The organism is Bradyrhizobium diazoefficiens (assembly GCF_016612535.1).
Classification (GTDB): Bacteria; Pseudomonadota; Alphaproteobacteria; order Rhizobiales; family Xanthobacteraceae; genus Bradyrhizobium; species Bradyrhizobium diazoefficiens_C.
This window is the reverse complement of record NZ_JAENXS010000002.1, coordinates 704,019-730,911: the sequence shown is the minus strand read 5'-3', so window position 1 is coordinate 730,911 and position 26,893 is coordinate 704,019. Positions and strand designations below refer to the sequence as shown.

Genomic DNA, 26,893 nt, shown 5'->3' with positions numbered 1-26,893 from the left:
CGGCATCGGTTCGGTGCGCGGGATCGCTCGCCTATCCGCCACGCAGTTTGTTCAGCACCTCTGAGAGGTCGGTCAGATCCCAGTGCTCGGCGAATTTGCCGTTTTCGACGCGCCATATATCGATGGTCCTGAATGTGAAGGCTTTGCCCGTCGGGGGAACGTCTCGTATCGTTTGGGTGTGGGTTGCCGAATATGTCGTGCGCGCGACGACCTTGTCGCCGGCAATGATGCGGTCGTCGACCCGCAGCTGGACGTCCGGCATCGAGACCAAGATCCGATGAAAATTCTCGATCTGGGCGGAGAGGCCGGAGGGGCTGCGCCCCGAATGCTGAATGTAGGTCTCGGTGAACAATTCCGGGAATTTGGCGGTGTCGTGCGCATTCACTGCGGCCACATACCTGTCGAGAAGCAAGCTCCCGACGGTCTCGGCACTCGCGGCTGGTGAACCGTTTCCGGTCGCGCAAGCCATGTTGCGGGATGCAACCAGCAATGTCGCGCCAAGGGACCCAAATACAAGCATGCTACGTCGATTCCGCATCTGAGTGCCTTTCCTGGATATGGAGCTAATACCTAGTACTGCTATGCCTCGTGATGCGAGGTGTCAAGTCCAGCCCTCGGCCCGGTTTGCCCGGCCGGTCACGCGGAGCCCGGAACGGCCGAGCAAAACCTTGACGGGAACCGCATCTCGCCTTATAGCCCCGCGCCATGATCAACGCCGCGACCATCCTGTTCGCCCGTCGCCGCCGCCGCACTCTTGCGGTTTGGGCGGTCGATCGCGTTTGAGATCATCGTCTTTGCCGCTGGACCCGATCCGCGGCATTCTCTCTCCTGTCAGCGCGATCTGATCCGGCGGCCCCAAGGAGGCCCAGCAGGAGACCACGATGTACACGCCACCCTTTTTCAAGCAGGACCGCGCCGCGAGCCTGAAATTCGCCGATCAGCGCGGCTTCGGCACCATCTGCGCCTTTGACGGTCAAAGGCCGATCGCCTCGGCGCTCCCGTTCTACCTGACCTACGCCGATGACGGCACGCCGCAGGCCGCCTTTCACGTTGCCCGTCACAATCCGCTGATAAAGTTGGCGGATGGCGCGACGTCGTGGCTGCTCGCGGTCAACGGCCCGGATACCTATGTGTCGCCGGACTGGTACGTCTCGCCGGACCAGGTGCCGACCTGGCTCTATCAGTCGGTGCATCTGAGCGGTCCGGTGCGGCTGCTGTCGGACGGCGAGCTGTCGGTGCAACTCGACGTGCTCAGCGACAAGTTCGAGAACTGGCTGCTCCCGAAGAAGCCGTGGACGTCGGGCAAGATGACGGCCGGACGCCTCGAGGCGATGAAGAAGGCAATCGTGGGTCTGGTGATGACGGTTGAAGAGGTCGAGGGCAGCTTCAAGCTCAATCAGCACAAGTCCGACGCCGACTATATTGCGATCGCCAATGCGCTCGGTGCGCAGCCCGCCGCCGACGCCAGGGAGATCGCGCAACTGATGCAGGACGTGAGGCCGGAAGCCTTCGCGGACGAAACCGACAAGCTCGAAAGGAGCGTACCATGAGTCTCGTTGATACCAAGCAGGCACCGACCACCGGTGCGGCGAAGAAGCCCGCAACCGTCTTCGTCGACGGCGGCTCCGGCACCACCGGGCTCGGCATCAACGAGCGGCTCAAGCTCCAGGGCGACGTCGTGGTGAAGACCATCGCCGACGACAAGCGCAAGGACCCCGCGGCCAAGAAGGCGCTGATGGAGGAGGTGGATCTCGTCATCCTCTGCCTCCCGGACGACGCCGCCAGGGAAACGGTCGCGCTCATCGACAGCATGGGCGCCTCCGGTCCGAAGGTGCTGGACGCCTCGACCGCCTACCGCGTCGCGCCGGACTGGGCCTATGGCTTCGCCGAGCTGGCGCCCGATCAGGCGGGCAAGATCAAGGCCGCGAGGAAGGTCTCCAATCCCGGCTGCTATCCGACCGGCGCGATCGCGCTGCTGCGGCCGATCGTCGATGCCGGCTTGTTGCCGCACGACTATCCCGTCACCGTGAATGCGGTGAGCGGCTTTTCCGGCGGCGGCAAGTCGATGATCGCGAGCTTTGAAGACGGCAGCGCGCCGTCGTTCGAGCTCTATGGCCTCGGCTTCGAGCACAAGCATCTGCCGGAAATGCAGCTCTATTCAAACCTGACGCGGCGGCCGATCTTCATTCCCTCGGTCGGCAACTACCGGCAGGGCATGCTAGTCTCGGTGCCGCTCCAGCTCGACATGCTGCCGGGCAAGCCTGATGGCGCGGATCTGCAGGCAGTGCTCGCCAAGCGCTACGCCGGCGCGAAATACGTCACGGTGATGCCGCTTCAGAGCGAGGGCGGCAAGCTCGAGCCAGAGGCGCTGAACGAGACCAACATGCTCGAGCTCTACGTCTTCGCCAGCGACAAGTATCATCAGGCGGTGCTGGTCGCGCGGCTGGACAATCTCGGCAAGGGGGCGTCAGGCGCGGCCGTGCAGAACATGCGGCTGATGCTGGGCCTGCCGGAGGAGTAAGCGCCACAGCCTATCCGCCGTCATTGCGAGCGCAGCGACTTGTCTGCCGAGGCCTCGGCCAAGGCGGAAGCAATTCAGAACTCCCACCGGAGATAGTCTGGATTGCTTCGTCGCAAGAGCTCCTCGCAATGACGGTGGAGAGAGCGTCAAACCACCTTGAAGATCGCCAGCGCCAGCACGGCCTGCGCGAGGAATCCGACGGTGAAGGCCAGGGTGCGGAACACCGGGATGCCGAGCGCATAGACGATCAGATGCGCGACGCGCGACCAGAAATAGACCACGCAGGCGAGCACCGTCCATTTCGAGGAATAGTCGATCGCGTTCAGGATCAGCACCAACGGTGCGAACAAGACGAGGTTCTCGACCGCGTTGTCGTGCGCGAACATCAACCGGTTCGCCCACTCGGCCTGAGGCTTGTCGCCGCGCGAAGGGTTGGCCATGGCGCCACTCAGCCCACGAACCTGGCAGCGGTTGATGGTGTAGGGAATCCAGAGGATCCCGGTCAGGATCACCGTGCAAGTCAGCCAGAACAATTCACGCGTCATAACCCGGTCCCCTCCAAAATCCATCTCGTGAGCTTAGATGTCGTGAGCTTATACGAAAGCGCGCGCCGTTGCGCTATGCGCGAACCCTGACATAGCTGCCGGGGGCATCCTCGATCGGGGGGAACGCCTCGGTGCCGACGCTGCGCGCCGGCACTTCCTCCGGATCGAGCCCGCCCAGCCATTCGCGCCAGTCCGGCCACCACGAGCCCTTGTGCTCCACCGCGCCCTTCATCCACTGCGCGATGTTGACGTCCTTGATGGTGTCGTTGGTCCAGTACTGGTACTTGTTCGAGGCGGGCGGATTGACGACGCCAGCGATGTGGCCGGAGCCGGACAGCACATATTTCACCGGCCCGCCGAAGAACTGCGAGCCATACAGCACCGATTCCGCCGGCGCGATGTGGTCCTCGCGGGTGGCGAGATTGTAGACGGGCACCATCACCTTGGACAGATCGAGCAGGGTGTTGTCGAGCACCATGGTGCCGGTCGACAGCCGGTTCTCCAGATAACAATTGCGCAAATAATAGGAATGGTTCGCCTGGGTCATCCGCGTCGCGTCGGAATTCCAGTGCAAGAGGTCGAACGCGCTCGGCTGCTGGCCCTTGAGGTAGTTGCTGACCACGTAGGACCAGATCAGATCGTTGGAGCGCAGCATGTTGAAGGCCATCGCCATCTTGGAGCCTTCGAGCACGCCGGACGCCTTCATGTCCTGCTCGAGCGCTGCGATCTGCTCCTCGTCGACGAACACCAGGAGATCGCCGGCATGGGTGAAATCGACCTGTGCCGCGAAGAACGTCGCCGACGACACCCGCTGGCGGCGCTTCTCGGCGAGCCAGGCCAGCGTGGTCGCGAGCATCGTGCCGCCGACGCAATAGCCGGCCGTGTGCACCTTCATCTCGCCGGTGACCTTCTCGATCACGTCCATCGCCGCGAGCGGGCCCTCCTTCATGTAGTCTTCCCAGCTCTTGGCACCGAGCTTCTTGTCGGGATTGACCCATGAGATCACGAAAACGGTGATGCCCTGGTCGACGCACCACTTGATGTAGGATTTCTCCGGCTTGAGATCGAGGATGTAGAACTTGTTGATCCAGGGCGGGATGATCAGCAGCGGGGTGCGCAGCACCTTCTCCGTGGTCGGAGAATACTGGATCAGCTGCATCATCTCGTTCTGGTAGATCACCTTGCCCGGCGTCGTGGCCATGTTGACGCCGACGACGAGATTGTCCGGGTTGGACTGGCGGATCTTCAGCATGCCCTTGCCGGCGGCGATGTCCTCCGCCAGCATCGTCAGGCCGCGTGCGAGGTTCTCGCCGCTGCTTGCAACGGTCTCGCGCAGCACCTCCGGATTGGTCAGCACGAAATTCGACGGCGAGATCGCGTTGGTGACCTGCTGCATATAGAACTCGGCCTTGCGGCGGGTCGACGGATCGAGCCCGTCGGCGTCGTGCACCAGCTCCTGCGCCCATTTGCTCGTCAGCAGATAGAGCTGCATCATGAAATCGAAGAACTGGTTCGACTTCCATTCCGGATCGGCAAAGCGCTTGTCGCGCGGCGAGGGCGCGATCGCGGGCTGGGCGTCCTGGCCGGCCATCCGCCGCGCCGCCGAGCCCCAGAGGTCGAGATAGTCCTTGGCGAGCTTGGTCTGGAGATCGGATGAGCGCGATGGGTCCGACAGCCAGTATTCGGCGACCGAGGTGAAGGTCTTGACGACTTCGGCGAGCTCGGCCGGCGGACGGTCCTGAACCTCGCCGCTCTCGCGCGGCTTCAGGTAGGCGGCGAGCGCCTTGCCGCCGCTCTCCAGCGCCCGCGCGACATTCATCGCGAAGGCTTCCGCATCGAATTTCGTTTCGAACTTTGTCCCAGATTTGGGCGTGTCGGTCGTGGCGGTACTCATGAAGGCGACAGTAACGATTCATTCCGTATTCGTCACCGCGAAGCTCGCTGGTTTCGCGTTAAACAGACGCGAAGATGTGCTGCACTGCGACAAGGCTTCTTGCTTTTGTCACAATCAGGGTGCACCTCTCGCGCCGTGGGCCTTGGATGTTTTCTCGCTCGTACCATTGTGGGCAGCAATGGTTTGAGCTTGGGCGGGTTGTTGGTTAAGCTACCGGCAGCCTTGCATTGGGACGAGTAGGGGATTTCCCAAGTGTCGGCGTTGAGGGTCCTGCAAAAGTCGCTGCCGATCAGCGGCGCGCTGCTAATTGCGGCGGTCGCCCTGGGCGGCTGCTCGAGCCAGCTGGCCGACTACACGCCCACCGACGCGCAGGCCCATCCCCGGGACCCCAGCGCCTACCTCCCGGTCCACGATCTGCCGCCGGATCGTGATCAAGCGACCATTCCGCCGGACCAGCGCGCCAAGATCGAAGCCGAGCTCGCCGCAGCGCGCGACCGCCAGTCTGTTGCCGCAAAAGACGCCAAGTAGGGTGCTCAAGTTAGGCGCTGCAAGTGAGGCGGTACAAGTGAGGCGGTGCAAGGTAATCGCTGGCGCCCCCGCTACTCCGTGCTAAAAAGACATCAATTCAGCCGAGAGTCAGGGCGAAGGAGTTCAGTCCTCGTCGCCGAGAATCACTCCAAGCATTTGATTTTGAGTGATTTTCGTGCGCAGGGCGAGATCTCCTCGAAGGGGCATTATCGTCCCTCGATTCTGTCCTGACCGGTTGCCCGGAGCCCAGAGAGCCATGGACGAGTTTTACCGCATCCGCCGTCTTCCGCCTTACGTGTTCGAGCAGGTCAACCGGGCCAAGGCGGCCGCGCGGAATGCCGGTGCCGACATCATCGATCTCGGCATGGGCAACCCGGATCTGCCGGCGCCGCCGCACGTGCTGGAGAAGCTCAAGGAGACGCTGGGCAAGCCGCGCACCGACCGCTACTCGGCCTCCCGCGGCATCCCCGGGCTGCGCCGGGCCCAGGCTGCCTATTACGAGCGCCGCTTCGGCGTGAAGCTCAATCCGGACACCCAGGTGGTGGCAACGCTTGGCTCGAAGGAGGGATTTGCCAACGTGGCTCAGGCGATCACCGCGCCGGGCGACGTCATCCTCTGTCCGAACCCGAGTTATCCGATTCACGCCTTCGGCTTTTTGATGGCGGGCGGCGTGATCCGCTCGGTGCCGTCGGAGCCGACGCCGGAATTCTTCGAGGCGGTGGAGCGGGCGATCGTGCATTCGATCCCGAAGCCGCTCGCGCTCGTCGTCTGCTATCCCTCGAACCCGACCGCTTATGTCGCCAGCCTCGATTTCTACAAGGACCTCGTGGCGTTTGCGAAGAAGCACGAGATCCTGATCCTGTCCGATCTCGCTTATGCCGAAGTCTATTTCGACGAGAACAGCCCGCCGCCCTCGGTGCTCCAGGTGCCCGGTGCGATCGACGTCACCGTCGAGTTCACCTCGATGTCGAAGACCTATTCGATGGCCGGCTGGCGCATGGGCTTTGCGGTCGGCAATGAGCGCGTGATCGCAGCGCTCGCCCGCGTCAAATCCTATCTCGACTACGGCGCCTTCACGCCGGTGCAGGTTGCCGCAACCGCAGCGCTGAACGGACCCGACGACTGCATCAAGGAGATGCGCGACACCTATCGCAAGCGCCGCGAGGCACTGGTGGAGTCGTTCGGACGGGCGGGCTGGGAGATTCCGCCGCCGGATGCCTCGATGTTCGCCTGGGCGCCGCTGCCGGAGGCGTTCCGGAGCGTCGGCAGCATGCAGTTCGCAACCCTGATGGTGGAGAAATCCGGCGTCGTGGTCTCGCCCGGTGTCGGCTTCGGCGAGCACGGTGAAGGATATGTCCGCATCGCCATGGTGGAAAACGAGCAACGGATCAGGCAGGCCGCGCGCGGCGTGCGCCGCTTCCTTGAAAGCGGCATCGAAACGTTGCACAACGTCGTTCCGCTCGCCAACCGGCGTTAAGTTCTCTTCGACAGGTTTTCGTAAAGCATCATGGTCGCACCCCTGAAAGTGGGCATAGCGGGGCTCGGCACCGTGGGCGCCGAAGTTGTCCGATTGATTGAAACGCAGGCGCGCGTGCTCGCGGGTCGCAGCGGCCGCGGCATTCGAATCGTCGCCGTTACGGCACGCTCCAAGGCCAAGAAGCGTAGCATCGACCTGCGCGGCGTCGAATGGGTCAAGGATCCGATGGCGCTCGCAACCCATCCCGGCATCGACTGCTTTGTCGAGCTGATGGGCGGCGCCGATGATCCCGCGCTGTCGGCAGTCGAAGCCGCGCTCAACGCCGGCAAGTCCGTGGTGACAGCCAACAAGGCGTTGCTCGCCAAGCATGGGATCAAACTGGCAAAAGCCGCCGAAAAGCATGGCGGCGCGCTGAATTTCGAGGCAGCGGTTGGAGCAGCGATCCCTGTCATCAAGACGTTACGTGAAGGTCTTGCGGGAACCGGCATCAACCGCATCTACGGCATCCTCAACGGCACCTGCAACTACATCCTGACGCGGATGGAGCAGGAGGGCTTGTCCTTCGCCGAATGTCTGAAGGATGCGCAGCGGCTCGGCTATGCCGAGGCCAATCCGTCCTTCGACGTTGACGGCCACGACACCGCGCAAAAACTCGCCATTCTCGCCAGCCTCGCTTTCGGCACGAAAGTTGCTCAAAGTGCGGTGTATGTCGAAGGCATCTCCTCCATCGCGCCGGAAGATCTTCGCGCGGCCGCCGATCTCGGCTACCGCGTCAAGCTGCTCGGCGTTGCCGTTCGCACCGCCAAGGGCATCGAGCAGCGCGTGCATCCGACCATGGTTCCCAAATCCTCCTCGATCGCACAGGTGACGGGTGTCACCAATGCGGTCACGATCGACGGCGAGGGCATTCCGCCGATCACGCTGGTCGGCCCGGGCGCAGGTGGTGCTGCGACCGCATCCGCCGTCGTCGCCGACATCGCCGACGTTGCGCGCGGCATCCGCGCCAATCCGTTCGGCCGGCCCATTTCGCATCTGTACGACACCAGGAAGGCGCCGATGGAGCGGCATGAGGGCGGCTACTACATCCGCCTCTTGGCGCGCGATTTCCCGGGCACGGCGGCTGCGATCGCGACCCGGCTTGCAGAGCAGAAGATTTCGATCGAGTCGATCGTGCAGCGCCATCCCAATGGCGGCGCCGCACCGGCCGATGGCAAGGCGGTGCCCGTGCCCGTCATCCTGATCACTTACGCCACGCATGAGGACGCGGTGCGCCGCGCGCTCGCCGCCGTGCAGAAGGACAAGGTGATCAGCGGGCGGCCGCAAGTCATACGGATTGAGAAGAACTAGAGCATGACCCGGAAAAGTGTGAAGCGGTTTTCCGGAAAGGTCGTGCTCAAGCGATAAAACAGTTCGAACGAACTGTGGGTGTTACGAGTTGATGCGGACGGAGATTTCCGTCCCAAACGTTTCGAAGGAGTGAGCCGATGTCGACCCATATTTCAGTGCCGCCGCAAGCGTTGCTCGAGCGCATTCTCACGCTGGAGATCGTGCGCGTGACGGAGCGGGCGGCGGTGTCGTCGGCGCGGCTGCGCGGGCACGGGCAGGAGAAGCCGGCCGACCAGGCCGCCGTCGACGCCATGCGGCGCGAGCTCAACAAGCTGCCGATCCAGGGCACCATCGTGATCGGCGAGGGCGAGCGCGACGAGGCGCCGATGCTCTTCATTGGCGAAAAGGTTGGCATGAACACCGGCCCGGAGGTCGATATCGCGGTCGATCCGCTCGAAGGCACCACGCTGTGCGCCAAGAACATGCCGGGCTCGATCGCCACCATGGCAATGGCCGACGGCGGCACGCTGCTGCACGCCCCCGACGTCTACATGCAGAAGCTCGCGATCGGCCCGGGCTACGCCAAGGGTGTCGTCGAACTCGATGCGACACCGGCCGAAAACGTCCATCGCCTCGCCAAGGCCAAGGGTGTCAAGCCGGACGGCATCACCGTGCTGGTGCTCGACCGTCCGCGCCATGCGAGCATCATCGAGAGCGTACGCTCGACGGGTGCGGCGGTGCGCCTCATCACCGACGGCGACGTCGCGGGTGTGATCCACTGTGCCGATCCCGATAACACCGGCGTCGACATGTATCTCGGCACCGGTGGCGCGCCGGAAGGCGTGCTCGCAGCCGTCGCGCTGCGTTGCATCGGCGGACAGATGCAGTGTCGCCTGATCCTCGATTCCGACGAGAAGCGCGAGCGCGCCGCCAAGATGGGCGTCAACGATCCCAAGATGATCTACGGCATCGAGGACATGGCGCGCGGCGATTGCCTGTTCGCCGCCACCGGCGTCACCACGGGGTCGCTGCTCTCGGGCGTCAAGTTCCGCAAGGACGGTGTGATCGAGACCGAGACGGTGGTGATGCGCTCCGTCACCGGCACCGTGCGCTACATCAAGGCCGAGCACCGCGAGCTCGCGAAGTTCCATTTGGACTAATGTTCTCCGTCTGGACTAATGTTCTCCGTCATTCCGGGGCGACGCGACCGCGCAAAGCGCGGCCCGGAGAGCCCGGAATCCATCAGGCCGCAGAGTTTGAGATGAAATGGATTCCGGGTTCGCGCTTCGCACGCCCCGGAATGACAAGAAAGAATAAGAGGGAAGCGCCATGTCCGATCTCTCCGCCGTCAAAGCCCTCATCTTCGACGTGTTCGGCACCGTCGTCGACTGGCGCACCAGCCTGATCACCGATTTCATGTGGTGGGCGAGGGGCCGCGGCATCAGCGCCGACTGGACCGCTCTGGTCGACGGCTGGCGTGCTGTGTACTCGGCCTCGATGGACGACGTGCGCAAGCATCCAGAGCGCGGCTACGTCATGCTCGACGATCTGCATCGCCGCTCGCTGGAGAAGCTGGTCGAGCAGTTTGCGATCAAGGGCCTCACCGACGCGGATCTCGATTACCTCACCAAAGGCTGGCACCGCCTCAATCCGTGGCCCGACAGCGTCGCCGGCCTGACGCGGCTCAAGACGAAGTTCGTGATCTCGCCGCTGTCGAACGGCAACGTCGCGCTGCTCACCAACATGGCGAAGTTTGCAGGCCTTCCCTGGGACCTCGTCATGTCTGCCGAGCTGTTCGAGCACTACAAGCCCGATCCCGAGACCTATCTCGGCGCCGCGCGCTTGCTCTGCTTGAAGCCGGAGGAGGTGATGATGGTGGCCGCCCACAATTACGACCTCAAGGCCGCGCAGGGCTACGGCCTGAAGACCGCCTTCGTGGCGCGCCCGACCGAATACGGCCCGCATCAGAAGATCGACTTCGAAGCCACAGGCCAATGGGACATCGTCGCCAAGGATTTTGGCGGGATCGCCGACAAGCTGGGATGCTAGGGCGGATACTCAGAATTCGGTGAGTCTACCCTCCAGCCAAGGCCGGCCAGCAAGGGGCCTTACCTCGGGAAAAAACGTCAGCCTGTTTCATTGGAAGAGCGCGCCGTGCTGCTCCCACGGTCCCGGATTGAGTACCGCACCGCTGACTTTGCCGGCAGCGTCACGAACGAACTTGATCCGTGTATGATCGCCGCCCTCGACGCGGAATTCATCCTTTGAAAGAGCCGCCACAGGCGTCGGCTCGCCCTTGTCGAAATCGAGCACCGACCAGGCGCCCGTTGCCTCGACGACAAGCTTGCCGTCCGTGATGCGGATTCGAAGCGCGACACTGTGCGAGGGGACCGCCTCCCGGGCAAAGGCGACAACGACCGGATCGCTCTGCGTCTCGCGGGCGATTTTGAGCTTGATCTTGGCATTGACCGGACCTGGAATCCGGCGAAGTGCCGCTTCCAGGGTCTGGCCCCGGATCGAGGCGTCGTCGATGGCTGTGATGAGGTCTCCCGCCAGGACACCCGCTCTTGCGGCGGGGCCTCCATCAACCGGTTTGATCACCTTGAGGCCATCGGTCTCCACGACAACGGACTTTAGGCCGGTCCAGCCGTTACCGTCGGCGACAAAGATCTGTCGGTCCAGCGAACTTGCGGATCCGCCGAAATCGTAACGTCCGACATAGTCGGTGAGCAGGGCGGCGTTAGATGGCTGCGACGCAAGCGGCGCGGCGACTTCAGGAACCTTCAACGCTGCATAGGGCAGGCGACGGATGGCGTCGAAATAGAAAGCGTTGTGCCTGTACTGCGGCCGCTGCATCATCATCAGGAGGATCAGCTTCTGCGCGGGATCGACTGAGAAAAATGTGCCCCAGCTTCCCTGCCAGTTGAAGCTGCCGACCGCACCTGGGATCAGGCTGAAATTCGGATCGGTGCGAATGGCGAAGCCGAGCCCCCAACCCGTCCCAAAAGCGGGACCGGCTTCGTGTCCCGCGACGTGCATGTCCGGTGGAAGCGAGTTCGTCATCATCAGCCGGACCGTTTCGGGTTTCAAAATGCGCGCACCGTCAAGCTCGCCGTCGTTGAGCAGCATCTGGCAGAAGCGCAGGAGATCAGGAGCCGTCGAAACGATCCCTCCGCCGCCCGAAAAGAACGTTGGCGGCTTGGTGACGTCCCCATCCGAAAGAGGTGCGGGCTGCGCGCCCGGCACGGCGACGAGACGGGCGAGTTTGTCTTCCGGCACATAGAAGCCGGTGTCGACCATCCGAAGCGGCGCGAACAGCCGGCTTTGCAGAAACTTGTCGAATGTCTGGCCGGACACGACTTCAATGACACGTCCGAGAACATCGTAACCGATTGCATACTCCCAGACTTCGCCCGGCTGGTGCAGAAGCGGGAGCGCGCCGAGGCTTGCGACAAAGGAAGCGATGGGCTTATCGCGTCGGAACGGCGCCCTGGCGCCGTAAAGCAGGTGTATCGCGGTATTGCCAAATCCGGGATCGGCATAGTCAGCCATCGGATAAACGAGGCCGGACGTGTTGCGCAGGAGATCCCGAATGGTCATTGCCCGCTTGGCAGGCTCAAGCTCCAGGAGGATCGCGTCCCCAGTGGCCGGATCGGTCTTGACGACCTGCTTATCCCTGAGCTCCGGCAAATATTGCGCCACGGGCGCGTCGAGGTCGAGCTTGCCTTCGTCGACCAGCATCATCGTCGCGACGCTGGTGATTTGCTTGGACATCGAGCCGATGCGAAAGATCGAATCCGTCCGCATCGGAATCGCCTTGTCGTGGTCCGCAAGACCGATGGGTTGCAGATAGGCGAGCTTTCCACCCCGGGCGACCGCAACGACAAAACCGGAAGGGTCGCCCTTTTTGGTCTGGGCCTCGAACCAGGAAGTCATGCGCGCCAATCGCCGCGCCGAAAACCCGAGACTGTCGGGATCCTCGACGGTCTGCAAATCGGCGGCATGTGCCACGCCGCCGAGACAAAGCATGAGCGCCGCCATGCGTGATGCCTGGATCAGTTTCATGGGGAGCCCTTCAGACGATCCCAAAAGCTGCAGTCCCATATTGCGCCCTCGGCAAGAGATCCGCTACGAAGTGTAACGTTACAATCGTTTTGCAGGTGACGTCAACGCCAGGCAGCTTCTCCGCGAGATCCGTTGTGGCAATTTTGGTCGCGCCGATAGGCGACGACAACTGGTCGAGAGTTCCGGGCCATTACAGCCCAAATGCCAGGCAGGGCTATGGCCGAGACGCGTCGTATCTCGTTCGCATTGCTGTAACAGTCCGCTCGCAGACTGCGTGCGCGCCGAGCCGCGAGTTGGCCGGACTGCCCGTCTTGCGAAAATCATAAAATTGGGAAAGCGCCAAATGGCTGTCAAAGGATTGCGCGGGTTCGTGGGACTTCCGCGGACCGTATTTGTGTCTGCGTTGTTCGCGTCGACCGCACTGGCCGGTATGCCGGCGCAGGCCGATCAGGACGATTTTCATTTCCGGCCGGGTCATTTGCTCTTGAGCAAAGCGGTCTATGACAACAAAGCTTCAAACATCACGGCCGGCATCACCCAATTGCCGCCGAATTGTGTGGCGCCCAATTGCGCCGCCGCAACTGCGGACGGCACCTATCCGATGGTATTCAGCAACGATCTGGTCGACGGCTCTTTTGGTATCACCGCCAAGATCGTGCTCGACGAGCTGCGGCTGAACGGCCATCGCGTCCAGTCGCTGGAGGTGCCGAACAGCGGTCAGCGCGGCGTCACGTCGAACAAGGACCAGATGGTGACGAGCTTCCCGTCGAAGTCCGAGATTGGGTTGAACCTGTCGATCGATCGCCACAGCGTATCGTTCATGGGTTACCTCGCTCCGGTCGATGCGGTCGACGTCTCCAATTCCAATACGCCTGATGTCGTCGATCCGACCAACCCGGTGACATCGGCGTTCTCGCGCGTGATCGCGACGGTCGACGAGCATGGCCGTTTCCGCTTCACCAAGACCAACGCCTATAGCGGCAACAACGGGCGCGCGGCTGTTCTGAACGACCGGCCTGGCGCCAACGTGTTCTATACCACCGGCAATGCCGGCAACGGCAGCAACCCCCAGCCGAATGGCGTCATCATCGGTGCCGGCGCGCAGATCATGACCGCTGCGAAGGCTCCGCTCGTCGACCAACCTGATCCGGGCCTGCCGACACCGGCCGGCAGTTTCAATGTCACCGAGTTGAGTCTGAAGGCAGACAAGATTGGCAAGGACACCAACTTCCGTGGCCTGACCGTGTTCAACGACGTGGTCTATGTGACGAAAGGCAGCGGCGGCAACGGCGTCAACACGGTGTACTTCATCGACACCTCGGGCTTCGACGCCAACGGCAAGCCGCTCGCATGCCCCAATGGCGTCGGTCTGCCCAGCGCATCGGCAAAGTTGCCGACGACGCCGATCTACTATGATGCATCAAAGCTTCAGACGCTCGGCGTCACGCCCTACAACATGTGCGTGCTCAAGGGTTTTCCGACCAATCTCGCCAAGACAGCGACCGCGTTCCCGTTCGGCGTTTGGTTCGCAGACGCCAAGACGCTCTATGTGGCCGACGAGGGCGACGGCACGAATACGTTCAGCGCCGCGACCAACACCTACACTGCCGCCGCAGCCCAGACCGGAGCAGGCTTGCAGAAATGGGTGTTCGACGACACGACCAAGACCTGGAAGCTGAGCTACACGCTACAGGCCGGACTTGGTCTCGGCGTCCCCTATACCGTGCGGGACTACCCGACAGGCAACAACGCTGCGACCGGCCTGCCGTGGTCGCCCGCGACCGACGGCCTGCGTAACATCGTTGGACGCGTCAATTCCGACGGCACGGCATCGATCTGGGCGATCACCTCGACGGTGAGTGGCGGCGGCGACCAGGGCGCCGATCCGAACAAGCTCGTGATGATCAAGGACAAGTTGGCCGCGACTGCGCTGCCAGCGAGCGAGACGTTCACCACGGTGCGTTCCGCGCGCTTCGCCGAAGCGCTCCGGGGCGTTTCGTTCACGCCGGAGACGGGACTTGGTCGTGACGCGGACGACCATGAAGGCGGAGCGTGCGATCGCGACGACGACGATTGCCGTTGATTGAGGCAACCGCTCAAATCCTCCCGAACGCGACGGTGGCCTTGTCGTAGCTGCCGTCGCCCATCGTGCCTTCCTTGAAGATGCCGTGCTTCTCGATCCAGTCGAACGATTGCTCGTAGATCTCGCGCGAATAGGGTTCGAACACGATGCGCTCGCCGGGCCCCCAACGCCGCGTATCCATCGCTGCGTGGAAGTGCTCGGGAAATTCGTTCTTGTAGTAGCGGGTGTAAAGTTCCGGGCGCATGTCGATGTCGCGCTGGGCTTTCTTCAGGGCGCGGAAATAGCGCTTGATGTCCTCGGGCGCCGGATCGCCATTGATCATGGACGCGATCATGAAGGTCGTGTCGACGATCTTGCGATAGCCGAGCTGCTCGGCGAAATAATAGGGGCCGTTGAACAGCGCAGCCGCCTCGCTCTTGCCCTCGAACAGCAGCTCCATCCGGCGGAACAGCATGCCGTCCTCGAAGGTCAGATTGATCTGGCCGGGCGCCAGATACGGCTCGAGCGCCTGGATGGTCGAATAATGGCTGCCTGACTGGAAGCCGACCGAGATCGGCACGCCGGCGAGATCGGCAGGTGTACGGATTTTCGAATCCGCCGGAACGAAGATCCCCGAAGGCGCGACCGAATAGACGTCGGCGTAAAGCTTGGCGTGGCCGTTCGAGGCGGCGACGTTGACGGTCCAGTGGCAGGCGCAGCTGACGTCTGCCTTGCGGCCCTTCTCGATGCTCTGGAAGGCGCCTTCATTGACCTTGTTGTGGTGCTGGCCCTCGGTCGAGCGGATCAGCTCGCGGAATTCATACTCGAGCCCCTCGTCGCGGAAGTAGCCCTTTTCCTCGGCCAGCCATTCCTGCAGGCGGAAATGCGGTTCGATCACGAATTTGGTCATGGCTCCCTCCGTATCCGCAGGGCCGTTCGGCCGTTCGATTGACCACAGGATAGCAAACGGCGATGCTCGGTCCATGGCTCAATGGGAATGTTTCATATGTCAAAAATGGAATCTTCCGGCATCGACTTCCGCGACTTGCGCGTGCTCGACGCACTGATCCGCGAGGGCAGCATCACGCGTGCTGCCGCAAGTCTCGAAAGCACGCAACCGGCCGTCAGCAAGCTGCTGGCGCGCCTGCGCCTTCGCTTCGACGATCCCTTGTTCGTGCGTCACGGCAGCGGCGTGCGGCCGACGGCACGGGCCGTCGAGATGGCCTCGCAAGTCCGCGCCTTGCTAGAGATGGCCGACACGCTGTGGCATGAGCGGCTGCCGTTCGATCCGCGCAAATCGGAGAAGACCTTCAGCCTGCTGTTGACCGATGTCGGCATGGTGCGGTTCCTGCCGCCCCTGGTCGCGCGCATGGCTGATCTCGCGCCGCGCGTCCAGCTGCGCGCCATTCCGCTCGATTCCCGGCACTTTGCGCTCAAGCTGGAATCGGGGGAGGCGGACCTTGCGCTCGGCGCCCTCCCGCGGGCGGCGGGGCATCTTCGCTCGCAGCGGCTCTATTCCGACGGCTATGCCAGCGTGGTGCGGCGAGGGCATCCGCGGCCGGCGCAAGCGCGGACGCGCCGGGGATTTCTCGACGAGCAGCACATCCTGATCACCGCGTCCGAGACCGGGCATGCGGCCCATCACGAGACCCAGCGCGTGCTGACGCGCGCGATAGCCCGCGCCAATATCCTGTTGCAGGTGCCAAGCTTCATCGCCGGCGCGATCGTGGCCTCGCAGACCGATGGCGTCGCGACCTTGCCCGCCAATCTCGCCGCGATCGTCGCCGAGCCGCTCGGAATGACCGTGTTCAAGACGCCAGTATCACTGCCGCGGATTGAGATCGCGCAATATTGGCATGAGCGCTACCATCGCGATCCCGCCCACCGCTGGCTGCGATCGATCACGCTCGCGCTGTTCGGCAATCGCGCCTAGCAGGACAAGAGGTAAGCGGCCTCACGCGATCTTTAGCGCAAGCTCGCTCGTCTCCGCCTCCGCAAATCCCGCCTGCAAAACCTCTTCGCGCTTGTGTCGCAGATGCGCGCGCAGGATGTGGGAGAGGCCGACACCGTCGCGGCGCTGGAGCGCGTTCAGGATCGCCTCGTGCTCCGTCACGGCCAAGGCCCAGCGCTGCGGCGTCATCGGCGTGACGTAGCGGGCGCGGCGGATGCGCGCGGTCACGGACGCGTAGAGCCCCGCGAGCACGGGGTTTCCGGCCGCGGTGACGATGCCCTCGTGAATGGCGCGATTGCCGCGATAATACTGGATCAAATCGCCCTCGCGATAATGCCGCACCATCTCCGCATGCGCGGCGGCGATCGCGCCGATCTCGGCATCGGTGATGCGCTCGCAGGCGAGCTCGCCCGCCAGCGCTTCGAGGCCCTGACAGACCTCGAACAGGTCGCGCATGTCCTTGTCGGTCAGCTTTGCCGCGCGCGAGCCGCGATGGGGGAGAAGCTGCACGAGCCCCTCGGCAGCCAGCACCTTGAGCGCTTCGCGCAGCGGCGTGCGTGAGATGTCGAGCCGCTCGCACAGCTCGCGCTCGGGAATCCGCGCGCCGGGCGGAATCTCGCCGTCGAGCAGAATGTCGCGGATGCGGCCGACGACCTCTTCATGCAGCATGGGATAACTCCGGTTTTGAATGCAAAAATGATCCAATAGACGAAAGTTAGGTAATTATATCTTGAAAATCCCAAATTTTGCATTCAAAAATACAAAAAGGGTGGGATCGAGGAAATGGACCAGGACGTAGCGGCGGACGACCTCGTTTTTGAATGCAAGGACGGCATCGGGCGGATCACCTTCAACCGTCCGCAGGCGCGTAACGCCTTCATGTTTGCCATGTACGAGCGGCTCGCCGCCATTTGCGAGCAGGCCAACGACGACAGCTCCATCAAGGTGCTGGTGCTGCGCGGGGCCGGCGACAAGGCCTTTGCCTCCGGCACCGATATCAACCAGTTCCGCGACTTCAAGACGCCGCAGGATTCCATCGACTACGAGAACCGCATCGACCGGGTGCTGACCACGCTCGAACAATGCCGGGTGCCGACGATCGCGGCGATCAACGGCTTCTGCACCGGCGGCGGGGCGGGCATTGCCGCCGCCTGCGACCTGCGCATCGGCACCAGAAGCGCCAGGATCGGATTTCCCATCGCCCGCACCCTCGGCAATTGCCTGTCGATGTCCAATGTCAGCCGTCTCACCGCGCTGATCGGCGCTGCGCGCGTCAAGGATTTGATCTTCACCGCGCGGCTCGTCGATGCCGCGGAGGCCGCAGGAATCGGGCTGCTCGGCGAGGTCGTCGAGGATATTGCTGCGCTCGACCGGCGTGCCGACGAGGTTGCCCGGCTCCTGGCCAGCCATGCGCCGTTGACGCTGAACGCGACCAAACAGGCGGTGGCCCGCCTGCAAAGGCGGCTGACGCGGGACGAGGGCGAAGACCTCATCCTGATGTGCTACACGAGCCAGGATTTTCGCGAAGGGCTCGATGCTTTCCTCAACAAGCGCGCGCCGCAGTGGCGCGGTCAGTAGGACGCCCCCGATGCAGAGCGATCGATCGCAATCCACGTCACGCCGCGCAGGCCCGCTCGCCGGTCTCAAGGTCATCGACCTCACCCACGTCATGGCCGGGCCGACCTGCACCTTGATGCTCGCCGACATGGGCGCCGATGTCATCAAGATCGAGAAATCGCCGAACGGCGATGACACCCGTCATTCGGTGCCGCCGAAGATCGGCGATGAGGCGGCGTCGTTCCTGATGATGAACCGCAACAAGCGCGGCATCGTGCTGGATCTGAAGACCGACGGCGGCAAGCAGGTGCTGCGCCGGCTGATCGCGGATGCCGACGTGCTGGTCGAGAATTTTGCCCCGGGCGCCATGGAGCGCCTGGGCTTCGGCTACGAAGCGTTGCATGACAAGTTCCCGGCGCTGATCTACTGCTCGCTGTCGGGTTTTGGCCGCACCGGCCCCTACAAGCACCGTCGCGGTTTTGACCTCGTCGCGCAAGCGATGAGCGGCATCATGAGCTTTACGGGCGAGCGACCTGACGGTCCGCCGGTGAAGTGCGGCCCGCCGCTGTCCGACATCACCGCGGGCCTGCTCGCGAGCATGGGAATCCTTGCGGCCTACACGCATCGCCTCAAGACCGGCGAGGGGCAGTGGGTCGAGACCTCGCTCTTCGAGGCCGCTTTGGTGCAGACCTATTGGCAGTCGACGATCGCGCTCGCCGCGGGCACCGCGCCGCGCGCGATGGGCTCGGCGCACCCGCTCAACGCGCCGTATCAGGCTTTTGAAGCCTCCGACGGCTGGCTCGTGGTCGGCGGCGCCAACAAGAAGCATTGGCTGCTGATGCTGGAAGCGCTCGGCGCGAGCGACTTGGCCTCCGATCCGCGCTTCGTCACCGGCGCCGACCGTATGGCGCATCTGAAGGAGCTCGAAGCTGTCTTGAGCGCGCGCTTCCGCACCCAAACTCGCACGCACTGGCTCGCTGCGCTGGACGAGAAGGGCGTGCCATGCGGCCCCGTACACGACATGCTGGAGGCGCTCAGCGATCCGCAGACGCTGGCGCGCGAAATGGTCGTCGAGGTCGAGCATTCCACGCTCGGCCCGGTCAAGACGATCGGGCTGCCGGTCAAATTCTCGGAGACGCCGGGCAAGGTCGTGTCCGGCGCGCCCGTCTATGGCGAGCATACGCGCGAGGTGCTGGCCGAGCACGGGTTCGACCAAAAGCAGATCGAAGCGCTCGAAAAAGAAGGCGCAATCGTTTCGGCCACGGGGAGGCGCGAGGAACCCGTCGCCTGAGCGCAACGTCGATACGACCAAAAACAACAACACAACAAAATCATCGGGAGGACATCATGCGTGGGACGTCGATATTTCTGCTTTCCGCGGCCGCGGTCGTGGTCGCCGGCACTGGGCCAGTGCTCGCAGCCTGGCAGCCGCAGAAGCCGATCGAGTTCGTGGCAACGGCTGGGCCCGGCGGCGGCACCGACAACATCGCCCGCGCGGTGCAGAACATCATCACCAAGTACAAGCTGACTGACCAGCCGATCGTCGTCGTTAACAAGGGCGGCGGCAGCGGCGCGGAAGGCTATGTCTACGGCAAGGCCTCCGCCGGCGATCCCTACAAGGTGATCTTCGGTACCTCGAATGCCTGGCAGCAGCCGCTCGTCTCCAGGGTCGCCTTCAACTACACCGATCTCACCCCGATCGCAGCCATGGCGCAGGATGAATTCCTGCTTTGGGTCAAGCAGGACGCGCCCTACAAGACCGCGGGCGATTATCTGAAGGCGGCCGCAACGGGTGACTTCAAGATGGGCGGCGCGCAGTCCAAGGACACCGACGAGGTGTTGACGCGCATGATCGAGAAGGCCGGTCATGTGAAGCTGACCTACATTCCCTTCAAGAGCGGCGCCGAGGCCGCCGTGCAGCTCGCCGGTGGGCACATCGATTCCCACGTCAACAATCCCAGCGAGAGCCTCGGGCAATGGCGCGGCGGGACCCAGCGTCCGCTCTGCGCTTTCAGCCCGAAGCGGCTGCCGCAAGGGCCCAAGATCACCGCGACCGAAGGCTGGAGCGACGTTCCGACCTGCGCCGAGCAGGGCCTCGACATCAAGCAATATGAGCAGCCACGCACGGTGTGGCTGCCCGGCAAGGTCACGCCGGACCAGGCCGCCTACTATGTCGACCTCATGAAGAAGGTGCAGGCGACGCCGGAATGGAAGGATTACATCGAGAAGAGCTCCCAGATCGACACGTTTCTCACCGGTGCCGATCTCGACAAGTTCATCAAGGAGGATCTCGAGCACCTCAAACAGGTTGCAAGCGAGCAGGGCTGGCTCGTCAAGTGAGGCGGGAATCCCCTCAAGCTCCTCCGTCGTCCCGGCCTAGTGCGCACTTTGCGCACGGGGGGCCGGGACCCCTACCGCGTGATCCATCGAGGAGTGCTGGTCATCGTACCGAGGTGGACCTAACTCCAAGTCTTCGTCAAACTCCTCCCTGTGGTTATGGGTCCCGGCCTTCGCCGGGACGACGCCTAACCGCAGGGAAGGTGCGTGCGTCATATACGACTGGCCGTCATTCGACTCCTGACTGGAGCCTTCGATGATATCGCGACGCGCGCTCGAACTTGCGACTGCCATCCTCACCGGCAGTTTTGGTGTTGCGGTGGTGGTCCAGAGCCTGGACAACGGCATCGGCTGGTCGAGCGCGGGCGTGGATTCCGGCACATTCCCGTTTCTGACCGGCATCGTCATCATCACTGGTAGCCTGTACAATCTGGCGCGCGGCGTCGTGCCGGCCGCGACGCTGGCGAGCGTTCCGGTCGCGATCACGTCCATCGAGCTGCGGCGGCTGGCGGGCCTGTTCGTGCCCGCCGCGATTTTCGTCGCAGCGATCCCGCTGCTTGGAATGTATCTCGCCTCGGCGGTTTACGTCTTCGCGGTGCTCGCGATCCCCCGGCATCAATCCGCGGTGCGTTCGGCGGTGATGGCAGCAGCAACGGCGCTGGCGCTCTATGTCGTGTTCGAGCGCATGTTCCAGGTGTCGTTGCCACATGGCGCGCTCGCCGCCGCCCTCGGGTACTGAGGGAGGGGCCAATGGACAATTTCTCGGAGCTCCTGCACGGCTTCACCATCGCGGTCACCGTGCCGCATCTGGTGCTGATGGTCGTCGGCGTGCTGCTCGGCATTCTCGTCGGCGTGCTGCCGGGGCTGGGTGCGCCGAACGGGGTGTCGCTGCTGCTGCCGCTCACTTTCGGCATGCAGCCGGTGTCGGCGATCATCCTGCTTTCCAGCATGTATTGGGGCGCGTTGTTCGGGGGCTCGGTGACCTCGATCCTGTTCAATATCCCGGGTGAGCCGTCCTCGGTTGCCACCACCTTCGACGGTTACCCGATGGCGCGCGATGGCCGGCCGACCACGGCGCTCGCCACCGCCTTCGGCTCGGCCGCGTTCGGCGCGCTGGTCGGCGTCATCCTGATCACGTTCCTGGCGTCATGGGTGGCGCAGGTCGCGCTCGCCTTCGGGCCGGCGGAATATTTCGCGGTCTATTTCCTCGCCTTTGCCAGCTTCGTCGGCATGGGCGGCTCCGCGCCGATCAAGACCGTGGTGGCGCTCGCGATCGGTTTTGCGATCGCCGCCATCGGCATCGACACGGTCTCCGGCAGCGTCCGCCTCACCATGGGCATCGATGAGCTGGTGAAGGGCGTGAACTTCGTCGTCGCGGTGATGGGCCTGTTCGGCATCGGCGAGCTGCTGGTCGCGGTCGAGGAGGAGTTCCATGCCCGCGCTGTGTCCTCGAAGATCGATTGGCGCGAGGTATTTCGCGCGGTCGGCCAGCTGCCGCGTCACGGGGTTGCACTGTTGCGCAGCGCCGCAATCGGTTGCTGGATGGGGATCACGCCCGGTGGCCCGACAGCGGCATCCTTCATGAGCTACGGCATCGCGCGGCGCTTCTCGCGTCGCGGCCGCTATTTCGGCACCGGCGAGGTCGAAGGCATCATTTCGCCCGAGACAGCAGATCATGCCGCCGGCACCAGTGCGCTGCTGCCGATGCTCTCGCTCGGCATTCCCGGCTCGGCCACCGCGGCGGTGATGATGGGCGGGCTGATGATCTGGGGCCTCAATCCCGGGCCGATGCTGTTCGTCGACCAGAAGGACTTCGTGTGGGGTCTGATCGCCTCGATGTATGTCGGCAATATCGTCGCCGTTGCCCTGGTGTTGCTCACCGTTCCGGTGTTTGCCGCTCTGATGCGGATTCCCTTCGTGATCATCGCGCCGCTGATCGTGATCATCTGCGTCGTCGGCGCCTATTCGGTGTCGAACTCCTATCTCGACGTGGTGATGATGCTCGGCTTCGGCATCGTCGGCTATCTCTTCAAGAAGCTGTTCTACCCCCTGGCGCCGCTGGTGCTTGCGATCGTCATCGGCGACAAGGCCGAGGATGCGTTCCGGCAGTCGATGCTGATGTCCAAGGGATCACTCGGGATCTTCTTTGCGAACAAGCTGGTGACGTCCCTGGTGGTGGCCGGCATCGCGCTGCTCCTGCTTCCGCTGGTGTTGCAGCTCGCGCGGCTATTTCATAAGCCTGCATCCCCTGCCACTGAGACGACAGCCCAGGAAAGGTGATCATATGACCGCAAAGCCGCTGATTGCGCTGGCGATGGGAGATCCTGCCGGCATCAGCCCGGAGCTGACCGCAAAGCTCGTGGCGCTGGATGAGATCCGCAATCATGCCCGGCTCGTCGTGATCGGCGACCGCCGCATCTTCGACGAAGGCGCACGCGTCGCCGGTGTCGCGCCGGAGCTGACGAGGGTACAGCAGGGCGCCGACTTTCGCGCGGCGAAGGGCGACGCCCTGTTCGTCGATCACGGCCATCTCGATCCCAAGGAGGTCGAGCCGAAGACCGCGACCCTGGCCGGCGGACAATTCGCCCTGACGAATTACCGCCACGCGCTCGAGCTCGCTCGCGATGGCCGCGTCGATGCCGTTTGCTTCACGCCGTTCAACAAGCAGGCGATGCGGTATGCCCGCGCCGACTATGACGACGAGATCGCGTTCTCCGCGGAGGTCGCCGGCCTCAAGACGCCGGCCAGCGAATTCAACGTGCTGGGCGAGCTCTGGAATGCACGGGTCACTTCGCACATCCCGCTCAAGGACGTCGCGGCAAAGCTGTCCAGCGAGCGGATCCATCGCGCGCTCACGCTGACCGATGCCTGCATGCGCAACGCCGGCTATGCGCGGCCGCGCATTGCGGTCGCGGGCCTCAATCCGCACGCCGGCGACGGCGGCAATTTCGGCCGCGAGGAGATCGATGTCATCGCGCCCGTGGTCGCGGCCGGCCAGCGTGACGGAATTGCCGTGGAGGGCCCGTTTCCCGCCGACACGGTATTTCTGCGCGCCAAGGCCGGCGCCTTCGATGCGGTGCTGACAATGTATCACGACCAGGGCCAGATCGCGATGAAGCTGATGGGGTTCGATCGCGGCGTCACCTTGCTCGGCGGCTTCCCGTTCCCGATCTGCACGCCCGCACACGGCACCGCCTACGACATCGCAGGCCAAGGCGTCGCGTCGACCGGTGCCACTCGTGCCGCGGTGCTGCTTGCGGCGGAAATGGCCGGGCGGCGGGTGGGCTGACCTGGACCGGCGCGCCCTGTCAGGAAAAACTGGAAACTTCCGCCGTGGAGCCGAGTTGCTTCCCGACGAATGTCTCCACGTCGGAGCTGGAACATGGCCGAGCAGGTGCCACGCGCGGCGGTGAGAATCGTCTTCGCCGTCGCGTTCTTCGCATTGACGGCCGCACCAGCGCTCGCTGCCGGAATGGACGCGGCCGCGATCGCTTCCGCCGAGCCTTCGAAGAAGACCCTGTCAAAGGAGAAGTCGACCCCGGCAGGCGTGCGTCTGCAGGTCCTGCTGGACAGGGCCCACTTCTCGCCGGGCGAGATCGACGGCAAATTCGGGGAGAACGCAAAGAAAGCGCTGCGCGCCTACGCGGAAGCACGGCAATTGCCGAGTTCGGATGAGCTGACGGATGATGCCTGGAAGGCTCTGCAGGCGGACGGTCGGCCGCTGACGGCGACCTATACCATCACCGACAAGGACGTCGCGGGCCCGTTTTTGCACAAGCTTCCAGCCAAGATGGAGAACATGAAGGACATCCCGAAACTCGGCTACACCAGTCCGCGCGAAGCGCTGGCCGAGAAATTTCACATGAGCGAACAGCTGCTGGCGGCGCTCAATCCCGGACGCCATTTCGACCACGCCGGCGAGTCCATCGCTGTCGTCGACACGAGCAACGGCGGAAACGCCGCGCCTGCCAAGGCCGACAGGGTGGAGATCGACAAGGCGCGGCAAACCGTAAAATTGTTCGACAAGTCGAATGCGCTGATCGGCTTCTATCCGGCGAGCGTCGGAAGCGAGGAGAAGCCATCGCCCTCGGGCACGCTGAAGGTCACCGAGATCGATCCCAATCCAACCTACCGCTACAATCCCGCTTATCACTTCAAGGGCGTACATTCCCGAAAACCCTTCAAGATCAGGCCCGGCCCGAACAATCCAGTCGGCACGATGTGGATCAACCTGTCCGCCGACGGCTATGGCATCCATGGCACGCCGTCGCCGCAAAATATCTCCAAGGGACAATCGCACGGCTGCGTGCGTCTCACCAATTGGGATGCCGAACGCGTCGCAGCCAGCGTCGCGAAAGGGACGCCGGTCACGTTCGTGGAGGGCGGCGGATGATGCACGCGCCGGTCGCGAAGGCCGATTGCGCCGAGGCCGGCTTGTTGACCCCGAGCGCCGCCACGCAGCAATCGCCGGCGGCTGACGGCGGAGGCTCATGCCGCAGCTCCCGTATTCCGGGCCGCCGCGCGAAAACGCCGGGCGTGAAATTCTGCAATGCCGTCCTTGGGATAGTCGTGCAGGAAGCCGGAAAGCCGGACCAGGGTGGTCTCGGCAGCGCCATTCCGCGCAATTGATGCAAAAACATCGTCCCAGCGTTGGCACATGACAATCTCGGTCTCGCTGGCGAGTGCAAGCTCGCCGCGCAGTTCGCTGACCTCGATCGGCTCGGCAAATCCCTTCGGGGTGATGCTGTCGACGCTGCGGAACAGGAAGTTGTGGCCGACACGTGCGCGCACGGCGGCGCTGACCAGCACGCACGTGCCGTAGTTCTTGTTGAGGCCCTCGAGCCGCGATGCGAGATTTACGGCGGCGCCGAGCGCGGTGTAGTTCATCCGGTGGCTGGAGCCGACATTGCCGATCACGGCATCGCCGACATGCAGGCCGTAGCGCGTGTCGTAGGGCGGCCAGCCCTCGCGCCGGAACTCCTGGTTCAGGGCTTGGTTCGCCGCGAGACATGCGAGAACTGCGTGGCAGGCGTTGAGGGTGTGGTCGGGATCATCCACCGGCGCATTCCAGAGCGCCATCACGGCATCGCCGATATATTTGTCGACCGTGCCCTGGTGCCGCATGATCTGGTCCGAGAGCGCCGCGAAATAGCGCGAGGTGTAGATCATCACCTGTGACGGGTCGGCGCGCTCGGTCTTAGCGGTGAAGTCGGCGACATCCGTGAACAGCACCGTGACTTCGCGCCTGCTGCCGCCGAGGCGGAGCGACGAGCCGGTCTCGATCAGCTGCCGAACGATCGGGCGCGGGATGAAGTTTGCAAAGCTGCGAACCAGGCTGCGCATGGTGAAGACCGAGCGCCCGAGCTCCTCGATCTCGGCGATGACAGAATGAATGCGCGGACGCTCCGCAATCTCGAACCGCTGGATCGCGTCGGTCTCCTCGACGAGCTTGCGCAGCGGCTGCGCCATCAACGATCCCAGCCAGAACGCGAACGGCAGCGTGGCGCCGACGAAGGCCAACGCCAGCGCGAACAATGTCCGCCGCTCGCTGATGATGCGGGCGTAGAATTCGTCGAGCGGCGCGATCATCGCCAGCCGGACATTGGCCGAGCCGGCCGTATCGAGACGGTGGACCGCCGCGATATAGGTCCGGCCCGCGGCATCGTCGAAGAATTGCTGGGCCGGCCCGCCGTCGCGCCAGGACCGGATGATTGGCACCAATGCGGGCAGCTTGAGCGCGCCGAGTTGCGGCAGATCGTCCTGCCGCTCCGGGATCTCCGCCATCAGGCGGTTCATCTCGGGATGGCCGACGATGCGATCGGCATCGTTGAACAGGAAGGCAAGCCCCGATTGGCCGAGCTTCTGCTGCGCCAGCATGTCCTCGAACCGGTTCAGCAGCACGTCGCCGGCGACGACACCGCGGCGTCCCTCCTTCAGGGGCGTCCGGAGCGTGTAGCCGGGTTCGCCCGTGGCGTAGAAGACGTAAGGGCCCGTCAGCAGCGTCTTGTCGTTCTTGAACGCCTCGACATACCAGGGCCGCTGCCGCGGGTCATAGCCGGCGGGTCCCGCGACCTCCGCCACCTGGATGAGATTTTCGGACAGATATTGCGTGACCGGCGCGGCCCTGGCCGTTCGCGAGATCACGACCAGCCGGAAGGCCGCATCCTGATCGATCATCAGGCTCGCCCTGAACGCCGGCTTGGCGCGGTCGATCACGTCCATCTCGATGAATGAGCCGTCTTCGTAGCCGACATAGAGATTGAACAGCCGCTTGTTGTTGCGCAGCATCGCCGCCATCAGGCTGTAGAGCCGCGCATTATCCGCGATATCGGCTTCCTGAATCGACGGCAGGCCGGACAGGATGTCGAGATTGTCGCGGACGTTCTTGAACTGCTCGTCGACGTGGTCGGCGCCCAACTGCGCGACCTTCTCGATGAAGCTTCTCGCCGCTGTTCTGGTGATGACAGTCACCCGCGCGAAGCTGAGATAGACCAGGGTCAGGCCGACGAGCAGCACCACGCTTACGAACACAGTGATGATCGATGTCTGGAAGGCGATGCGAAATGCGCGCTTGCTGGTTCTCTCTCCGGTCATCGGGGCTGCGTGATGCCTCCGCCAATACTTTCGAAC

General features: G+C 63.7%; 23 protein-coding genes. 16 read left to right on the top strand and 7 right to left on the bottom strand.

The genetic code is table 11. The features are described 5' to 3' along the window. Positions 1-31: 31 nt before the first annotated feature. Positions 32-469 carry an ester cyclase gene (locus JJE66_RS20285; RefSeq protein WP_200516286.1) on the bottom strand — a complete coding sequence of 146 codons (438 nt, stop codon included), beginning with the start codon at positions 467-469 and terminating at the stop codon, positions 32-34. 412 nt (positions 470-881) lie between these two features. Between JJE66_RS20285 and JJE66_RS20280 the strand changes: the two genes are divergently transcribed. Both JJE66_RS20280 and argC read left to right on the top strand, forming a co-directional pair. Next, positions 882-1,550 carry an FMN-binding negative transcriptional regulator gene (locus tag JJE66_RS20280; protein ID WP_200516285.1) on the top strand — a complete coding sequence of 223 codons (669 nt, stop codon included), beginning with the start codon at positions 882-884 and terminating at the stop codon, positions 1,548-1,550. Continuing rightward, entirely contained in the window at positions 1,547-2,521 is a 975-nt protein-coding gene (argC, locus tag JJE66_RS20275; RefSeq protein WP_200516284.1) for an N-acetyl-gamma-glutamyl-phosphate reductase, read from the top strand. The genes JJE66_RS20280 and argC overlap by 4 nt, the downstream gene beginning before the upstream one ends. 146 nt (positions 2,522-2,667) lie before the next feature. Here argC and JJE66_RS20270 read toward each other — a convergent pair whose 3' ends face one another. Together JJE66_RS20270 and JJE66_RS20265 are read right to left on the bottom strand one after the other, a co-directional pair. Further along, positions 2,668-3,066 carry an MAPEG family protein gene (locus JJE66_RS20270; RefSeq protein WP_200516283.1) on the bottom strand — a complete coding sequence of 133 codons (399 nt, stop codon included), beginning with the start codon at positions 3,064-3,066 and terminating at the stop codon, positions 2,668-2,670. A gap of 73 nt (positions 3,067-3,139) precedes the next feature. Continuing rightward, on the bottom strand, positions 3,140-4,960 hold the full coding sequence (locus JJE66_RS20265; RefSeq protein ID WP_200516282.1) for an alpha/beta hydrolase: 1,821 nt from the start codon (positions 4,958-4,960) through the stop codon (positions 3,140-3,142). Between the two features lie 252 nt (positions 4,961-5,212). Here JJE66_RS20265 and JJE66_RS20260 point away from each other — a divergent pair, with 252 nt between their 5' ends. From JJE66_RS20260 to JJE66_RS20240, 5 genes are all read left to right on the top strand, one after another. After that, positions 5,213-5,488, top strand: coding sequence for a hypothetical protein (locus JJE66_RS20260; RefSeq protein ID WP_200516281.1), 276 nt, complete (start codon positions 5,213-5,215; stop codon positions 5,486-5,488). A 256-nt stretch (positions 5,489-5,744) separates the two neighbouring features. After that, the gene (locus JJE66_RS20255; RefSeq protein WP_200516280.1) at positions 5,745-6,965 is read left to right on the top strand and encodes an LL-diaminopimelate aminotransferase; all 1,221 of its coding nucleotides are present in this window, start codon (positions 5,745-5,747) and stop codon (positions 6,963-6,965) included. 30 nt (positions 6,966-6,995) lie between these two features. Beyond that, on the top strand, positions 6,996-8,312 hold the full coding sequence (locus JJE66_RS20250; RefSeq protein ID WP_200516279.1) for a homoserine dehydrogenase: 1,317 nt from the start codon (positions 6,996-6,998) through the stop codon (positions 8,310-8,312). A 137-nt stretch (positions 8,313-8,449) separates the two neighbouring features. Continuing rightward, complete coding sequence (gene glpX / locus JJE66_RS20245) at positions 8,450-9,451, top strand: class II fructose-bisphosphatase (protein WP_200516278.1); 1,002 nt, start codon at positions 8,450-8,452, stop codon at positions 9,449-9,451. Between the two features lie 169 nt (positions 9,452-9,620). Next, positions 9,621-10,340 carry a haloacid dehalogenase type II gene (locus tag JJE66_RS20240; RefSeq protein ID WP_200516277.1) on the top strand — a complete coding sequence of 240 codons (720 nt, stop codon included), beginning with the start codon at positions 9,621-9,623 and terminating at the stop codon, positions 10,338-10,340. 87 nt (positions 10,341-10,427) lie between these two features. Here the strand turns inward: JJE66_RS20240 and JJE66_RS20235 are convergent, their stop codons facing one another. Next, entirely contained in the window at positions 10,428-12,356 is a 1,929-nt protein-coding gene (locus tag JJE66_RS20235) for a serine hydrolase domain-containing protein (RefSeq protein WP_200516276.1), read from the bottom strand. A 394-nt stretch (positions 12,357-12,750) separates the two neighbouring features. Here JJE66_RS20235 and JJE66_RS20230 point away from each other — a divergent pair, with 394 nt between their 5' ends. Next, on the top strand, positions 12,751-14,439 hold the full coding sequence (locus tag JJE66_RS20230; protein ID WP_200516275.1) for a hypothetical protein: 1,689 nt from the start codon (positions 12,751-12,753) through the stop codon (positions 14,437-14,439). Between the two features lie 13 nt (positions 14,440-14,452). On the opposite strand, the gene JJE66_RS20225 is transcribed toward JJE66_RS20230, so the two are convergent. After that, positions 14,453-15,328 carry an ABC transporter substrate-binding protein gene (locus tag JJE66_RS20225; protein ID WP_200516274.1) on the bottom strand — a complete coding sequence of 292 codons (876 nt, stop codon included), beginning with the start codon at positions 15,326-15,328 and terminating at the stop codon, positions 14,453-14,455. Positions 15,329-15,424: 96 nt separating this feature from the next. On the opposite strand from JJE66_RS20225, the gene JJE66_RS20220 reads away from it, so the two are divergent. Beyond that, positions 15,425-16,351 carry a LysR family transcriptional regulator gene (locus JJE66_RS20220; protein ID WP_200516273.1) on the top strand — a complete coding sequence of 309 codons (927 nt, stop codon included), beginning with the start codon at positions 15,425-15,427 and terminating at the stop codon, positions 16,349-16,351. Between the two features lie 21 nt (positions 16,352-16,372). On the opposite strand, the gene JJE66_RS20215 is transcribed toward JJE66_RS20220, so the two are convergent. Continuing rightward, positions 16,373-17,038, bottom strand: coding sequence for a GntR family transcriptional regulator (locus JJE66_RS20215; protein ID WP_200516272.1), 666 nt, complete (start codon positions 17,036-17,038; stop codon positions 16,373-16,375). A gap of 114 nt (positions 17,039-17,152) precedes the next feature. On the opposite strand from JJE66_RS20215, the gene JJE66_RS20210 reads away from it, so the two are divergent. The 7 genes from JJE66_RS20210 to JJE66_RS20180 all read left to right on the top strand — a co-directional run bounded on the left by JJE66_RS20210 (position 17,153) and on the right by JJE66_RS20180 (position 24,656). After that, positions 17,153-17,947 (top strand): enoyl-CoA hydratase/isomerase family protein, encoded by a 795-nt coding sequence (locus JJE66_RS20210; protein WP_200516271.1) that lies wholly within the window; start codon positions 17,153-17,155, stop codon positions 17,945-17,947. Positions 17,948-17,957: 10 nt separating this feature from the next. Next, complete coding sequence (locus JJE66_RS20205; protein ID WP_200516270.1) at positions 17,958-19,217, top strand: CaiB/BaiF CoA-transferase family protein; 1,260 nt, start codon at positions 17,958-17,960, stop codon at positions 19,215-19,217. 56 nt (positions 19,218-19,273) lie between these two features. Continuing rightward, positions 19,274-20,266 (top strand): tripartite tricarboxylate transporter substrate binding protein, encoded by a 993-nt coding sequence (locus JJE66_RS20200; protein ID WP_200516269.1) that lies wholly within the window; start codon positions 19,274-19,276, stop codon positions 20,264-20,266. A 253-nt stretch (positions 20,267-20,519) separates the two neighbouring features. After that, positions 20,520-21,002, top strand: coding sequence for a tripartite tricarboxylate transporter TctB family protein (locus JJE66_RS20195; protein ID WP_200516268.1), 483 nt, complete (start codon positions 20,520-20,522; stop codon positions 21,000-21,002). Positions 21,003-21,013: 11 nt separating this feature from the next. Next, the gene (locus JJE66_RS20190; RefSeq protein WP_200516267.1) at positions 21,014-22,543 is read left to right on the top strand and encodes a tripartite tricarboxylate transporter permease; all 1,530 of its coding nucleotides are present in this window, start codon (positions 21,014-21,016) and stop codon (positions 22,541-22,543) included. A gap of 4 nt (positions 22,544-22,547) precedes the next feature. Further along, positions 22,548-23,552: a 4-hydroxythreonine-4-phosphate dehydrogenase PdxA gene (locus JJE66_RS20185; RefSeq protein ID WP_200516266.1), complete on the top strand. Its 1,005-nt coding sequence runs from the start codon at positions 22,548-22,550 to the stop codon at positions 23,550-23,552. Positions 23,553-23,645: 93 nt separating this feature from the next. Beyond that, a complete protein-coding gene (locus JJE66_RS20180) occupies positions 23,646-24,656 on the top strand; it encodes a L,D-transpeptidase family protein (protein WP_246756471.1) in 1,011 nt (336 codons plus the stop codon). 95 nt (positions 24,657-24,751) lie between these two features. Here JJE66_RS20180 and JJE66_RS20175 read toward each other — a convergent pair whose 3' ends face one another. Next, positions 24,752-26,857 (bottom strand): cache domain-containing protein, encoded by a 2,106-nt coding sequence (locus JJE66_RS20175; RefSeq protein ID WP_200516264.1) that lies wholly within the window; start codon positions 26,855-26,857, stop codon positions 24,752-24,754. Between the last annotated feature and the right edge of the window lie 36 nt (positions 26,858-26,893).

Excerpts from the sequence above, each read along its gene's own strand:
- JJE66_RS20270 (WP_200516283.1), bottom strand. The coding sequence starts at position 3,066 with ATGACGCGTGAATTGTTCTGGCTGACTTGCACGGTGATCCTGACCGGG.
- JJE66_RS20190 (WP_200516267.1), top strand. The coding sequence starts at position 21,014 with ATGGACAATTTCTCGGAGCTCCTGCACGGCTTCACCATCGCGGTCACC.
- JJE66_RS20195 (WP_200516268.1), top strand. The coding sequence starts at position 20,520 with ATGATATCGCGACGCGCGCTCGAACTTGCGACTGCCATCCTCACCGGC.
- JJE66_RS20225 (WP_200516274.1), bottom strand. The coding sequence starts at position 15,328 with ATGACCAAATTCGTGATCGAACCGCATTTCCGCCTGCAGGAATGGCTG.
- glpX (WP_200516278.1), top strand. The coding sequence starts at position 8,450 with ATGTCGACCCATATTTCAGTGCCGCCGCAAGCGTTGCTCGAGCGCATT.
- JJE66_RS20205 (WP_200516270.1), top strand. The coding sequence starts at position 17,958 with ATGCAGAGCGATCGATCGCAATCCACGTCACGCCGCGCAGGCCCGCTC.
- JJE66_RS20255 (WP_200516280.1), top strand. The coding sequence starts at position 5,745 with ATGGACGAGTTTTACCGCATCCGCCGTCTTCCGCCTTACGTGTTCGAG.
- JJE66_RS20175 (WP_200516264.1), bottom strand. The coding sequence starts at position 26,857 with ATGACCGGAGAGAGAACCAGCAAGCGCGCATTTCGCATCGCCTTCCAG.
- JJE66_RS20220 (WP_200516273.1), top strand. The coding sequence starts at position 15,425 with ATGTCAAAAATGGAATCTTCCGGCATCGACTTCCGCGACTTGCGCGTG.
- JJE66_RS20185 (WP_200516266.1), top strand. The coding sequence starts at position 22,548 with ATGACCGCAAAGCCGCTGATTGCGCTGGCGATGGGAGATCCTGCCGGC.
- JJE66_RS20235 (WP_200516276.1), bottom strand. The coding sequence starts at position 12,356 with ATGAAACTGATCCAGGCATCACGCATGGCGGCGCTCATGCTTTGTCTC.
- JJE66_RS20280 (WP_200516285.1), top strand. The coding sequence starts at position 882 with ATGTACACGCCACCCTTTTTCAAGCAGGACCGCGCCGCGAGCCTGAAA.
- JJE66_RS20215 (WP_200516272.1), bottom strand. The coding sequence starts at position 17,038 with ATGCTGCATGAAGAGGTCGTCGGCCGCATCCGCGACATTCTGCTCGAC.
- JJE66_RS20180 (WP_246756471.1), top strand. The coding sequence starts at position 23,646 with ATGGCCGAGCAGGTGCCACGCGCGGCGGTGAGAATCGTCTTCGCCGTC.
- argC (WP_200516284.1), top strand. The coding sequence starts at position 1,547 with ATGAGTCTCGTTGATACCAAGCAGGCACCGACCACCGGTGCGGCGAAG.
- JJE66_RS20200 (WP_200516269.1), top strand. The coding sequence starts at position 19,274 with ATGCGTGGGACGTCGATATTTCTGCTTTCCGCGGCCGCGGTCGTGGTC.
- JJE66_RS20250 (WP_200516279.1), top strand. The coding sequence starts at position 6,996 with ATGGTCGCACCCCTGAAAGTGGGCATAGCGGGGCTCGGCACCGTGGGC.
- JJE66_RS20210 (WP_200516271.1), top strand. The coding sequence starts at position 17,153 with ATGGACCAGGACGTAGCGGCGGACGACCTCGTTTTTGAATGCAAGGAC.
- JJE66_RS20240 (WP_200516277.1), top strand. The coding sequence starts at position 9,621 with ATGTCCGATCTCTCCGCCGTCAAAGCCCTCATCTTCGACGTGTTCGGC.
- JJE66_RS20285 (WP_200516286.1), bottom strand. The coding sequence starts at position 469 with ATGGCTTGCGCGACCGGAAACGGTTCACCAGCCGCGAGTGCCGAGACC.
- JJE66_RS20265 (WP_200516282.1), bottom strand. The coding sequence starts at position 4,960 with ATGAGTACCGCCACGACCGACACGCCCAAATCTGGGACAAAGTTCGAA.